The sequence below is a fragment of the Sporosarcina sp. Y1009 genome (assembly GCF_057669865.1).
The window spans coordinates 42,401-55,208 of sequence record NZ_JBYHFO010000017.1; the positions used below are offsets into that span (position 1 = coordinate 42,401).

Sequence of the window (12,808 nt, forward strand, 5' to 3'; positions counted from 1 at the left end):
ATCAACCCCAAATTCCGTCAATAATTGAACGGATACCAAGTAAGAGAAGTATAATTCGTAAAGCAAAAACGAGTGTTTCCGATTTCATTTTCTGGTTTAACTTTGCTCCTAGCTTCGCACCAATATACGCTGCTGGAATAACCGGTATCGTGTATAACCACGGAACGTTGCCCAGGGAAATATGCGTAATCGAATTGACGATCGCCGATAAGAAAACCATGAACATCGACGTCCCCACAGCAACATGAGGTGGAAATAAAAACAGTAAAATCATAGCAGGAACAATAATCGAGCCGCCGCCAATTCCGAATACCCCTGATGCGAACCCAACACCGAACGTTAATAGTAAGGCAAACCAAACGGGATAGCCATATGTATAAGACTTACCAAAGTTGTCAGTAAATGTACGTGTTTTTCCGCGTTTAACAAACCAACTAACCGGCTTCAAATAATTACGCAAAAGTAGGAGAAGCGATATTAATATAAGTAAAATGCCAAAGTATAAATTAAACGATGGGAGATCTAGCCTTTTATTGACAAAGGCACCGATAAGCGTCCCCGGAATACTTCCCGCAAAGAAGATGAGACCACTACGAATGTCTACTGTTTTTGTCTTCAGGTTAGAAAGTGTTGAACCTAACCCTGTAAAAATCATCATGACGACTGATAAACCAACGACAGTTTGAGGCGTGATTCCGTCAATCCAACCAAGGTTTATCCCGACAAAGAGGGTTGCTGGGACAAGTATAATCCCACCGCCGAGACCAACAAGTGCTCCTATAATTCCTGATGCTAAAGCAATTATCGCTAATAGTATAAATTCCATTACCATTCTCCTTCAAACAAGCCGAGCTGTTTCGGCGTCAAATTATCATATGTAAGATTCATTTTTCTTTGAAACTGTTTTGCATTTTGTGCTGCATGTTTTCCTGAGTTATTATTAAATATCACAAAAACTTCAGCTGTATCTTCCTTCAGCTTATTCACAGCTGTTTTGATCTCATCGAGTTCTTCTTCAATGTAATTATAGAGATAACGTACTTTACGCCACGCTTTATCGTCCCCTGTCGTATTCCGCCACCCGTAAACATTCCGACCGTGTAGCCTACATAAGACCTTGTCTCGCCTCGTGGACACCGGTACAAGCGGGATACTACCCTGTCCTGCTTGAGGTTCATCGCAAACGGAATGAATAACGTTTAATTCTCTAAGAAACTCTAGTGTCTGTTGCATGAATGAAGGCGAATACCAAGATTGATGCCTAAATTCTATCGCGATATCAAAGCCGGTTAATTTCTTGTGGATGAACCGAATCTCCTCAACATTTTCTCTTGTGCAATCGAACCACGGGGGAAATTGAACAAGAATCATCGCAAGCTTCCCTGCTTCTCGTAACGGTTCCATAGACATCCTAAATAACGCGTACATCTCATCCACAGATTCAAAAGGTAATTCACCTCGATGATGTCCCGTCATCCCTTGATAAGCTTTAACGATAAAACGAAAAGTATCCGGTGTTTCATCAATCCATTTGCGAATGTTTCGTTCTGGTTGAATCGCATAAAATGTGGAATCCAGTTCAACAATTGGAAAATGCGAACTGTAATCCAGTAATTTATCTTTTGTCGTTGAGTTGGGATGATAGATATCGGGATGATCGCCCCAACCCGTTAAGCCAATTTGAATCATCTTTCTCCCCCTTTCATGATTACTGAATACTCTCATCCTATCATATTCTGCATTAGATGGAATGCTAGAACTTCGATTGAAATGAAAAAACCGACCACTGGGGCCGATTTCAAAAGATACTAAGTAAAAAATAACCCTTGTCACAAGTATTGATGTGACAAGGGATTAAGTAAATTATCCGATTGAACCTTCCATCTCGAACTTAATCAAGCGGTTCATTTCTACTGCGTATTCCATCGGTAGTTCTTTTGTGAATGGCTCGATGAAGCCTAGTACGATCATTTCAATTGCTTCTAGTTCAGGAACACCACGGCTCATTAAGTAGAAGAGCTGCTCTTCTGAAACTTTAGAAACACTTGCTTCGTGTTGAAGTGAAATGTTGTCGTTTAGAATTTCGTTGTATGGAATTGTATCTGATGTTGAAATGTCATCCATAAGCAATGCGTCACATTCAATGTTCGCACGTGCGCCGTCTGCGTTACGACCAAAGTGTACAATTCCACGGTAAGTTCCTCTTCCACCGTGTTGTGAGATTGATTTCGAAACGATTGTAGAAGACGTATTTGGCGCTAAGTGCATCATTTTCGCACCTGCATCTTGATGTTGTCCTTTTCCAGCAATCGCGATTGATAATGTCATACCACGTGCGCCTTCTCCGCGAAGAAGAATTGCTGGGTATTTCATCGTCAATTTCGAACCGATGTTTCCGTCAATCCACTCCATTGTACCGTGCGCATCTACAACTGCACGCTTCGTAACAAGATTATAAACGTTATTTGCCCAGTTTTGGATTGTTGTGTAACGGCAATAAGCATTTTCTTTAACGATGATTTCAACAACCGCACTGTGAAGTGAGTTTGTTGTGAAAACTGGTGCTGTACATCCTTCAACGTAATGAACGCTTGCGCCTTCATCAACGATGATCATTGTACGTTCGAACTGCCCCATGTTTTCCGAGTTGATACGGAAATATGCTTGTAGTGGTGAGTCTACTTTAATACCTGGTGGTACGTAAATGAATGATCCGCCTGACCAAACTGCAGAGTTCAGCGCAGCAAATTTATTGTCAGTGTTTGGAATTACAGTACCCCAATATTTTCTGAACAGTTCTTCATCTTCTTTAAGTGCAGAATCAGTATCTTTAAAGATGATTCCCATATCCGTTAGGTCTTGTTTCATGTTGTGGTAAACAACTTCTGATTCATATTGAGCTGAAACACCAGCCAAATACTTTTGCTCTGCCTCAGGTATTCCCAATTTATCAAAAGTACGTTTGATTTCTTCTGGTACTTCATCCCAAGAACGTTCAGTACCTTCAGAAGCTTTAACGTAATAGGTGATTTCGTCAAAGTTTAATGAATTTAGATCTCCACCCCATTGTGGTGTAGGCATGCTGTAAAACAATTCTAATGATTTCAAGCGGTAATCCAACATCCATTGTGGCTCATCTTTCATCGAAGAAATTTCTTCAACGATTTCACGAGTTAGTCCACGTTCAGAACGGAAAACAGATACATCTTTGTCTTGGAAACCATATTTGTAATCGCCCATTTCAGGGATTTTCTTAGCCATTCATTATTCCTCCGTTCAATTTTTATTCAGAGTCTTTCTGGACTCCTTGTTCCATCGCTTTCCAGGCTAGTGTTGCACACTTAATCCGGGCTGGAAATTTCGCGACGCCCGAGAGCGCTTCAATATCTCCTAAATCGACAGAATCATCATATTCATTTCCTAGCATAATATTCGAAATTGTGTTTGCGAGAGACAGGGCATCTTCTACCGATTTCCCTATAATCATCTGGGTCATCATTGATGCTGACGCCATGGAGATTGAACAACCCTCGCCTTCAAATTTTGCGTTTTGAACCGTGCCATTTTCAACTTGCATCGTTAAATGGATCACGTCGCCACACGTCGGGTTGTTCATATCGACGGTGACACTACTTTCTTCAAGTACACCTTTATTTCTCGGTGTTTTATAATGATCCATAATCACCGAGCGGTATAACTGGTCGAGATTTTTAGTTGACATCGTTAAAATACTCCTTTGCGATGCGGAGTCCGTCCACGAGGCGATCAACGTCTTCTTCCGTATTGTAAATGTAGAAGCTGGCGCGTGCTGTGGCCGATACATCTAGCCATTTCATAAGTGGTTGACAGCAATGGTGTCCTGCTCTCACGGCAATCCCGTGCATATCAAGCACAGTCGCAAGATCATGAGGATGGACATCGTTCAGATTAAATGTGATAAGGCTTGCGCGTTTTTCAGAATCAAGTGGTCCGTAAATCGTAATTCCTTCAACTTCTGACATGCGTTTCATCGCATATTCAGCAAGATGTTGTTCATGCTTTTCGATATTGTCCATACCGATTTCTTCGAGATAATCAATCGCCGCACCAAGACCAACAGCACCTGCGATAATCGGTGTTCCGCCTTCGAACTTCCATGGAAGTTCTTTCCATGTCGACTCGTATAGGCCTACAAAGTCAATCATCTCTCCGCCAAACTCGACGGGTTCCATCTTATTTAGTAAGTCTTTTTTGCCGTACAATACGCCGATTCCTGTAGGTCCAGCCATTTTATGCCCAGAAAACGCATAAAAATCGCAATTGAGTTCTTGTACATCCACCTTCATATGCGGAGCTGCTTGTGCGCCGTCGACAACCATGACAGCACCATTGGCATGCGCAATTTCAGTGATTTGCTTGATTGGATTGACCGTTCCAAGAACATTGGACACATGCATAATCGACACGATTTTTGTTCGCTCTGTAACAACTTCACGCACTTTTTCAAGTGAAATCGTTCCGTCAGTCTCAAGGTCTACAAATTTAAGTACCGCACCTTTTTCTTTTGCAAGTTGTTGCCATGGAATGATATTCGAGTGGTGTTCCATATGCGTGATAACAATTTCATCGCCTTCACCAACATTTGCACGACCGTAACTTTGTGCAATGACGTTTAACGATGTTGTTGTCCCGCGCGTAAAAATGATTTCTTCTCTCGACTTCGCATGGATGAAGTCGCGTACTTTATCGCGCGCGCCTTCATATGCTTCTGTCGCTTGGTTTCCAAGTGTATGCACACCACGGTGAACGTTTGAATTATCATTTTGGTAATAGTTACTAATTGCATCTATGACTTGCTGCGGCTTCTGGGAAGTTGCAGCACTATCAAGATAAACGAGCGGATGCTCGTTTACCTCATGCTCGAGTATCGGAAAATGTTTGCGGATGTCTTTGTTAAGCATTAGCGCACTTTCCTTTCAATAACCTCCGTCAACAGTTTCTTAACACCTTCGACTTTTAACTTATCGACAACTGGTGCAAGGAACCCGTGAATGATCAGGCGTTCTGCTTCTGTCTTTGTAATACCACGGCTCATTAAATAGAACATTTCAATTGGATCGACACGACCAACTGTTGCTGCGTGGCCAGCTGTTACTTCGTCTTCATCTATAAGTAGAATTGGGTTTGCATCCGCACGTGCACGTGGGCTTAACATAAGCATACGTGATTCTTGTTCAGCATTAGACCCGGTTGCACCTTTAACGATTTTACCAATTCCATTAAAGATTGCTGTTGACTCATCTTTAACGACAGCATGTTTGAGTATCATACCGTTTGTATTTTTACCCCAACTAATAATTTCAGTTGTGAAGTTTTGACGTTGTTTTCCAGTGCCTACTACAACTGTTTTCATGTCAGCGCCAGAACCATCTCCCACTAAGTGTGTGATGTTTTCTGCAATTGTGTTTCCATCGTTCATCAGTCCGAGCACCCAATTCAGTTGACTGTCACGGCCCGTAACACCACGACGGTTAACATAGGTCGTAAATCCTTCTGAAAGAACATCTACAGCACCGTAAGTTAAGTTTGAATTGTCTCCTGTAAACACTTCAGACACAATATTCGCTTGTCCCTTAGCATTATCAACAGTCGACATATAGTTTTCGATATATGTGAATGAGCTATTCGCTTCAGCAACTACAATTACGTGGTTGAAAAGTGAAGCTTGCTCGTCATCATGCAAAAAGAGTGTTTGAATCGGTTTTTCAATGACAACGTTTTTAGGTACATAAACAAAAACGCCACCATTCATAAACGCTGCGTTGTATGCAGTTAGTTTATGTTCATCGACTTTTACACCATTTGTCATATAATATTTTTTCACTAGTTCACTGTGTTCACGTGACGCTGTGAATATATCCGTTAAAATAACACCTTGCGCTTTTAAATCATCTGATAATGAAAGAAATGCTGGCGTATTATTATGTTGAATATATAGGCTACCGAGGCTGTCTGTATCAAATAACTCACGTGCTTTAGCCGGTAGTTCATCAAGTGATGCGTAAACAGAACTTTCTACCGCATGGATAGGGAAGTCTGTGAAATTCCAACGATCAATTCTTGTTTTATCTGGTTTTGGCATTGGAAGTTGTTCCAATTTCGCAAATGCATCTGCGCGGAAATCTGTCATCCACGCCGCTTCATTCATTTTCTCTGAATAGGAACGGACATCCTGTTCGGTCAATGCCAATTTTGTTTCAACCGTCATTTTGAATCGTCCCCCTTCTTATGCTTCTTGCTCTACAGTTTCTACTTCGATACCAAGTTCTTCATGTAACCAATCATAACCTTGCGCTTCAAGTTTATGTGCTAATTCAGCACCGCCAGATTGAACGACTTTACCTTGAATCATTACGTGGACATGGTCTGGTGTAATGTAATCCAACAGACGTTGGTAATGTGTAATAATTAGGCAACCAAACTCTTCGCCGCGTAGTTCATTAATACCTTTTGCAACAACTTTCAATGCATCTATATCAAGACCGGAGTCAATTTCATCAAGCACTGCAAATTTAGGTTTCAACATCATTAGTTGAAGAATTTCGTTACGTTTCTTTTCTCCACCTGAGAATCCTTCATTTAAATAGCGTGTTGCCATATCTTCATCCATTTCAAGTGTTTCCATTTTCGCATCAAGTTCGCGAATGAAGCCCATTAATGGAATTTCGTTACCTTCGCCGCGCTTTGCGTTGATAGATGAACGTAAGAAGTCAGCATTTGTAACGCCTGTAACTTCACTTGGATATTGCATGCCAAGGAAAATTCCAGCACGTGCACGCTCGTCTACTTCCATTTCAAGTACATCTTCACCATCAAGAGTGATCGTACCTGCAGTTACTTCGTATCTAGGGTGCCCCATAATCGCTTGTGCAAGCGTAGATTTACCTGTACCGTTTGGACCCATGATTGCGTGGATCTCGTTCGTGTTGATTGTCAAATCAACACCTTTTAATATTTCTTTGCCTTCAATTTCAACATGAAGACCTTTAATTTCTAAAGTTGACATTCCAATACCTCCAATATGTTAAAGATGAACGGAAAAACCATTCTCTATTTAGTATCATTCTAATCTTACCCGATAAAGCTTGCCCTTGCAAATGTTTAAGAGTCCCCTTACTTCTGATTAGACTGCACTAAATTCATAACTTGTTTTTCTCCTTTATCATCCGACTATACTTTATCATTTATACAGTTCTTATTGAGAATGAAGAAAAAAATGCTGACACATAAAGTGCCAGCACAATATTTTATACGTCAATCATTCTAAAAACGTCTAGATTAAGATGTTTTAGACTCAGATGTAGCAGAGATTTCGGCTGCAGTCTCTTTTGTAAATGTATCGACAATTATAGCAAGTGCTCCGTCACCTGTGACATTTGTTGCAGTTCCAAAGCTATCCTGTGCAATATACAATGCAATGATAAGACCAACCATTGTTGGATCAAAATTAAGCATTGATATTAGTATGCCAGTTGCCGCAAAGACTGCTCCGCCAGGTACGCCTGGTGCCGCTACCATTATAACGCCGAGCATAAAGATAAACGGAATATATGCGCCAAATTCAATGGCCTGTCCATTTAAAATCATGACTCCAATCGAACACATGACCAGCGTAATCGTACTTCCAGCTAAGTGAATTGTAGCAAATAATGGAACTGCGAAATCAGTTACACGTGCAGAAGCACCCGTTTTTCGTGCTTGGCGCAGCGTAACGGGAATGGTCGCAGCTGACGATTGCGTTCCAAGTGCTGTAAAATAAGCAGGTAGCATTGTTTTCAAAAGAACTAGCGGATTGCGTTTTGACAGTGTTCCTGCTGTGAAGTACAAAATTAGAAGCATGATCCAATGTAAGACTAAAATTATAGCAAATACAATCGCGAATACGGACAGTACTTTTACAACTTCCCCACCATAAGTCATATTCAAGAACAAACCAAAAATATGAATTGGTAATAATGGAATAATCACAAATGAAATTACTTTTTCTATAATTTGATTAAACTCATCGAAAAGATTAAGCATTGAACGACTACCAATAGATGCCATACCAATTCCAAGTACAAATGCCAGAACGAGTGCAGTCATAATCTCCATTGGTGCTGGGATTGCTAAATCAAAAAAACCGCTTACTGTTGACTCACTCGGATCATTAACCCCACCTAACTCTTTGCCGCGAAGAAAACCTGGTAGGAGAGAAATCCCTGCAAAATATGCAAGAATACCCGCAAAAATCGTCGAAGTATATGCAGCAATTGCGGCAACGCCAAGTAATTTCCCCGAACCTTTTCCAAGCTGCGCAATTCCAGGAACTATAAATGCAATAATAATAAGCGGTACAATGAACATTAGAAAACTTCCGAATATGGTATTAAATGTTGCGAGTATTTTTACAAAAAATTCTGGAACGAACGTACCAATTAGCACAGCTAGTGCAATGGCGATTATAATTCGCCATATAAGTCCAACCTTCTTCATTTTTTTCCCCTCTCTAGAACTAATTCTATTTATATAATAATAATAACATAGTTCATTTACGAATGATATATCCTTTCAGACAATTCAGGTTTACATTCCCCCCTGTATCGAGACCTTGTAAATCAGCTAGATGATAAACGACTAAAGCGACTCTCAAAATGACCATAGTCCAATAAAAAAACCTCAAACCCCTAAAATTTCCTAGGATTCAAGGCATGCATTACAAGCCGAAAACTATGTAGCATTATTTAACAGGAATGCCCATAGAAATCGGGGCTATCGGTACATCGAATTCTGCGTTATATTCATTGTTGTATATATGACAAGCCACCCAATGATCTTTCTTCTGCTCTAATAATTCGGGTACCACTTTACTACATACCTCTTCGGCGTATGGGCATCTAGTTCTAAAACGACAACCACTCGGAGGTTCGATTGGACTTGGTATATCTCCTTTTATAATCATTCTTTCACGATTCCGTTCCAATATTGGATCTGAGATTGGGATTGCACTTAACAACGCTTGCGTATAAGGATGCAAGGGTTCTTCAAATAGCGCATCACTGCTTGTTACTTCAGCCATGCTGCCCAAATACATCACACCAACTCGGTCACTAATATGTTTAACCATTGATAAATCATGTGCGATAAACAAATACGTTAAGCCACGTTCTACTTGCAACTTTTTCAGTAAATTGACAACTTGAGCCTGAATCGATACGTCTAATGCAGATATCGGTTCATCGGCTACAATGAATTGCGGATTTACCGCTAAGGCGCGGGCGATGCCAATTCTCTGACGCTGACCACCACTAAACTCATGCGGATACCTATTTCCATGGTCACTGTTAAGCCCGACTGTTTCGAGCAATTCATTTACCTGAGCAGTTCGATCGGCCTTGTTTTTTACTAAACCATGAATATCGAGCCCTTCTGCAATTATGTCTTTGACCGTCATTCTGGGATTCAAAGAAGCATATGGATCTTGAAAAATCATTTGCATATTCCGATTGAACTTTTTTAATTCTTTTTTCGACTTTTTCGTATGAACATTTTCACCTTGAAAATGTACTTCCCCACCACTTGCCTCGTATAGACGCATAATTGTACGTCCTGCAGTAGATTTTCCACAGCCAGATTCGCCTACTAATCCGAATGTTTCTCCTTTATAAATATCAAAAGTAATTCCATCGACTGCCTTCAAAATCTTATTTCGATCTACTTTAAAATGTTTTTTCAAGTCTTTTATTTCAAGTAATTTCTCTCGATTTTCAGACATGTTGCTTATAACCTCCTACAACAGCAGTTTCCGGTATTGCTACTTCTGGAGCACGTTCGTCCAATAACCAGCACGCGATCTTTTGCGTATCCGATAAATGCGTGTACTCGGGCATATTTTGTTTGCACACTTTCATTGCGTAAGGACATCTAGTAACAAAAGGGCATCCTTTGGGAGGATCTGCTAAATCTGGTGGTGACCCTGGAATTGCTAATAACTCTTCCTTTTTGCTGTCAACTTTCGGCATTGAACCTAGCAGCCCCCATGTATACGGATGCTTCGGGTTATAGAAAATCTCATCAACGTTTCCTGTTTCTACAATTTTCCCACCGTACATAACTGCGACTCGACTCGCGACGCTAGAAACAACCCCCAAGTCATGAGTAATTAAAATTATTGCTGTGCCAGTCTTTTCCTGCAAATCACGCATTAGTTCCAAAATTTGAGCCTGTATCGTAACATCTAATGCAGTTGTTGGTTCATCCGCTATCAGTATTTTAGGATTACATGCCAATGCAATCGCAATCATTGCACGTTGTCTCATTCCCCCAGAGTATTGGTGCGGGTATTGATTTATCCGGGTTTCGGAATTTGGAATTCCCACGAGTTTCAACAGTTCAACTCCGCGTAAATATGCCTCCTTCTTTGACAAGCTTTGATGCTTGATAAGACTTTCAGCAATTTGGTTTCCTATCGTCATTGTTGGATTCAATGACGTCATCGGGTCTTGGAAAATCATACTTATTTCTTTTCCGCGAATCTCCTGCATTTGTTTCTCTGATTTCAATGTTAAGTCTTCATTGTTGAAAAATATTGATCCCCCAACGAATTTACCAGGAGGCATATCTATTAAACGCATAATCGAATAGGCAGTAACACTTTTTCCGGATCCCGACTCCCCTACAATGGCCAAAGTTTCTTTTTCTTCTAATTCAAAAGAAATTCCACGAACGGCCTGTACATCTGAACCATATGTTTCAAATGATACGGAAAGGTCATTTACTTCTAATAGTTTCTTCATACTAATGTACCTCCTTATTTACCTTCCTTCGGATCCAATGCATCTCTCAACCCATCTCCGATGACATTAAATGCGAGTATCGTCAAACAGATGAAAAATGCCGGGAAAAAGAGTTGGTAGGGATAATACTCAAACCCAGATAAAGCATCATTGGACATTGTTCCCCAACTCGCACGAGGTGCAGGTACACCTAAACCTAGATAACTTAAGAACGCTTCAGTAAAGATTGCAGTAGGTATCGTTAACGTCAATGTCACAAGTATTGGACCTAATGTATTGGGTATCAAATGTCGCACTAACAACCTAGTATTACTAGCTCCCAAGGATTTAGATGCCATAACATATTCTTCAGATTTTAGTTGCAAAACCTGTCCACGGACAATTCTTGCCATACTAATCCACCCTGTTATGCTCATTGCAATGATCATCGTCCATAAGCCTGGAGGCATGACAACCATTAACAATATAACGACCAATAAATAAGGCACTCCATACAAGATATCTGCTATACGCATCATATACTCATCTACTTTTCCACCGAAGAAACCAGATACTGAACCCCAAATTACACCAATTATTAAGTCAATTAGAGATGCCATTAAACCGATGAATAATGAAATTCTTGCTCCATACCAAGTTCTTGCAAATATATCTCGACCAAGATTATCTGTTCCAAACCAATGTTCACCCGACGGAGTTTTGTTCACATTCATTATATTGGTGTCTTGGTAATTTTTACCTGAAATTGGTTCGCCAATTAAAGCCATTATTGCCAATAAAATAATCGTAATTACCCCGAAGACAGCCAGCTTATTTTCACGAAAACGACGCCATGCATCTTTCCAATAAGAAGTACTTTCTCCAACGATTTTTTCAGACTCTTCTTGATCTACTCCCAATGCTTCGAAATCTGTTTTATCCAGTTGCAAGCGTGTCATTAACTGTTAGCCCCCTTATTTGCCAGTTTTATCCGTGGATCAATCCACCCGTAAATAAGATCGACTATCAAAATGGATATGAGTAAAAGGACGCTAAAAAATACAGTAGTACCCATAATAACTGTGTAATCTCGATTTGTTACACTTTCAACAAACTCGCGACCTAAACCTGGAATCCCGAAAATCTTTTCGATTATGAAACTACCAGTTAGTATTCCAGCCACTAATGGCCCCAAGTAGGAAACAACCGGCAAGATTGCATTTCGAAGTCCATGTTTATAAATGACAACGCGTTCCGATAACCCCTTTGATTTTGCTGTTTTGATGTAATCTGCATTTAAAACTTCTAGCATACTAGACCTCATTAACCTAGCTATAAAAGCAAGCGGTGTTGTCGCAAGCGCAAATGCCGGTAATATCGTATGGGCAAAAGACTCGAATCGAGCGATTGGCAACAAGGACAATTGCATTGAAAAAACAAATTGCAGGATAGTCGCCATGACAAAGCTTGGAACAGAAATTCCTAATATCGCGATAACCATGACCGTATAGTCACTGGTCTTATTATGTCTAATTGCAGCGATTGTCCCAAACAACACACCGAAAGCCAATGCGATGAAAATTGCCTCCAACCCTAGAATTAAAGAGTAAGGGAAACTTCTTTTTATAATATCCCTAACTTGTTGTCCTTCATATTTAAAAGAAGGCCCAAAATCAAATTTGGCAGCGCTGATTAAATAACTAAAATACTGTTCATGAATCGGATCATTTAATCCATATGCTTCCTGCATTTGTGCTTCAATTGCCGGTGAAGTTTTTCGTTCGGATGTAAAAGGTCCACCAGGTGCTAATTTCATTAATCCAAATGTAATTGTAATAATAAACAATAAGGAAACAAGAATATAACCAATCCGTTTCAGCAAATATTTAGCCATGTGATAACACCTCCGTAATCCTCTAGATAATGCGTAGGTCACGCTTTTTCACTATGAAGCTTCTTTTGAATGAAAAATAGAGGTGAAACAAATCACCCCTATTAAACCTATAACTATCGTT

12 protein-coding genes are annotated in these 12,808 nt (G+C 40.2%); all 12 read right to left on the reverse strand.

Going from position 1 to position 12,808, the window contains the following annotated elements; all coding sequences use genetic code 11:
• Nucleotide 1: 1 nt before the first annotated feature.
• On the reverse strand, nt 2-826 hold the full coding sequence (locus AC25Y1_RS16385; RefSeq protein ID WP_488149074.1) for a sulfite exporter TauE/SafE family protein: 825 nt from the start codon (nt 824-826) through the stop codon (nt 2-4).
• Nucleotides 826-1,689 (reverse strand): DUF72 domain-containing protein, encoded by an 864-nt coding sequence (locus tag AC25Y1_RS16390; protein WP_488149075.1) that lies wholly within the window; start codon nt 1,687-1,689, stop codon nt 826-828. The genes AC25Y1_RS16385 and AC25Y1_RS16390 overlap by 1 nt, the downstream gene beginning before the upstream one ends.
• Nucleotides 1,690-1,863: 174 nt before the next feature.
• Nucleotides 1,864-3,261, reverse strand: a complete 1,398-nt coding sequence (sufB, locus tag AC25Y1_RS16395) for a Fe-S cluster assembly protein SufB (protein ID WP_488149076.1) — start codon at nt 3,259-3,261, stop codon at nt 1,864-1,866.
• 22 nt (nt 3,262-3,283) lie between these two features.
• Nucleotides 3,284-3,721: a Fe-S cluster assembly sulfur transfer protein SufU gene (gene sufU / locus AC25Y1_RS16400; RefSeq protein ID WP_488149077.1), complete on the reverse strand. Its 438-nt coding sequence runs from the start codon at nt 3,719-3,721 to the stop codon at nt 3,284-3,286.
• Nucleotides 3,711-4,940, reverse strand: a complete 1,230-nt coding sequence (locus AC25Y1_RS16405; RefSeq protein ID WP_488149078.1) for a cysteine desulfurase — start codon at nt 4,938-4,940, stop codon at nt 3,711-3,713. Before AC25Y1_RS16405 ends, sufU begins: the two co-directional genes overlap by 11 nt.
• Complete coding sequence (sufD, locus tag AC25Y1_RS16410; RefSeq protein ID WP_488149079.1) at nt 4,940-6,247, reverse strand: Fe-S cluster assembly protein SufD; 1,308 nt, start codon at nt 6,245-6,247, stop codon at nt 4,940-4,942. Before sufD ends, AC25Y1_RS16405 begins: the two co-directional genes overlap by 1 nt.
• Before the next feature lie 18 nt (nt 6,248-6,265).
• A complete protein-coding gene (gene sufC, locus AC25Y1_RS16415) occupies nt 6,266-7,045 on the reverse strand; it encodes a Fe-S cluster assembly ATPase SufC (protein ID WP_488149080.1) in 780 nt (259 codons plus the stop codon).
• A gap of 272 nt (nt 7,046-7,317) precedes the next feature.
• Nucleotides 7,318-8,514 (reverse strand): dicarboxylate/amino acid:cation symporter, encoded by a 1,197-nt coding sequence (locus tag AC25Y1_RS16420; RefSeq protein WP_488149081.1) that lies wholly within the window; start codon nt 8,512-8,514, stop codon nt 7,318-7,320.
• Nucleotides 8,515-8,758: 244 nt separating this feature from the next.
• Nucleotides 8,759-9,793, reverse strand: a complete 1,035-nt coding sequence (locus AC25Y1_RS16425; RefSeq protein ID WP_488149082.1) for an ABC transporter ATP-binding protein — start codon at nt 9,791-9,793, stop codon at nt 8,759-8,761.
• Complete coding sequence (locus AC25Y1_RS16430; RefSeq protein ID WP_488149083.1) at nt 9,786-10,814, reverse strand: ABC transporter ATP-binding protein; 1,029 nt, start codon at nt 10,812-10,814, stop codon at nt 9,786-9,788. The genes AC25Y1_RS16425 and AC25Y1_RS16430 overlap by 8 nt, the downstream gene beginning before the upstream one ends.
• 14 nt (nt 10,815-10,828) lie before the next feature.
• Nucleotides 10,829-11,752 (reverse strand): ABC transporter permease, encoded by a 924-nt coding sequence (locus AC25Y1_RS16435; RefSeq protein ID WP_488149084.1) that lies wholly within the window; start codon nt 11,750-11,752, stop codon nt 10,829-10,831.
• The gene (locus AC25Y1_RS16440; protein WP_488149085.1) at nt 11,752-12,687 is read right to left on the reverse strand and encodes an ABC transporter permease; all 936 of its coding nucleotides are present in this window, start codon (nt 12,685-12,687) and stop codon (nt 11,752-11,754) included. The genes AC25Y1_RS16435 and AC25Y1_RS16440 overlap by 1 nt, the downstream gene beginning before the upstream one ends.
• Nucleotides 12,688-12,808: the final 121 nt, after the last annotated feature.

Coding starts and splice junctions, on each gene's coding strand:
- AC25Y1_RS16385 (WP_488149074.1), bottom strand. CDS start 826: ATGGAATTTATACTATTAGCGATAATTGCTTTAGCATCAGGAATTATA.
- AC25Y1_RS16390 (WP_488149075.1), bottom strand. CDS start 1,689: ATGATTCAAATTGGCTTAACGGGTTGGGGCGATCATCCCGATATCTAT.
- sufB (WP_488149076.1), bottom strand. CDS start 3,261: ATGGCTAAGAAAATCCCTGAAATGGGCGATTACAAATATGGTTTCCAA.
- sufU (WP_488149077.1), bottom strand. CDS start 3,721: ATGTCAACTAAAAATCTCGACCAGTTATACCGCTCGGTGATTATGGAT.
- AC25Y1_RS16405 (WP_488149078.1), bottom strand. CDS start 4,940: ATGCTTAACAAAGACATCCGCAAACATTTTCCGATACTCGAGCATGAG.
- sufD (WP_488149079.1), bottom strand. CDS start 6,247: ATGACGGTTGAAACAAAATTGGCATTGACCGAACAGGATGTCCGTTCC.
- sufC (WP_488149080.1), bottom strand. CDS start 7,045: ATGTCAACTTTAGAAATTAAAGGTCTTCATGTTGAAATTGAAGGCAAA.
- AC25Y1_RS16420 (WP_488149081.1), bottom strand. CDS start 8,514: ATGAAGAAGGTTGGACTTATATGGCGAATTATAATCGCCATTGCACTA.
- AC25Y1_RS16425 (WP_488149082.1), bottom strand. CDS start 9,793: ATGTCTGAAAATCGAGAGAAATTACTTGAAATAAAAGACTTGAAAAAA.
- AC25Y1_RS16430 (WP_488149083.1), bottom strand. CDS start 10,814: ATGAAGAAACTATTAGAAGTAAATGACCTTTCCGTATCATTTGAAACA.
- AC25Y1_RS16435 (WP_488149084.1), bottom strand. CDS start 11,752: ATGACACGCTTGCAACTGGATAAAACAGATTTCGAAGCATTGGGAGTA.
- AC25Y1_RS16440 (WP_488149085.1), bottom strand. CDS start 12,687: ATGGCTAAATATTTGCTGAAACGGATTGGTTATATTCTTGTTTCCTTA.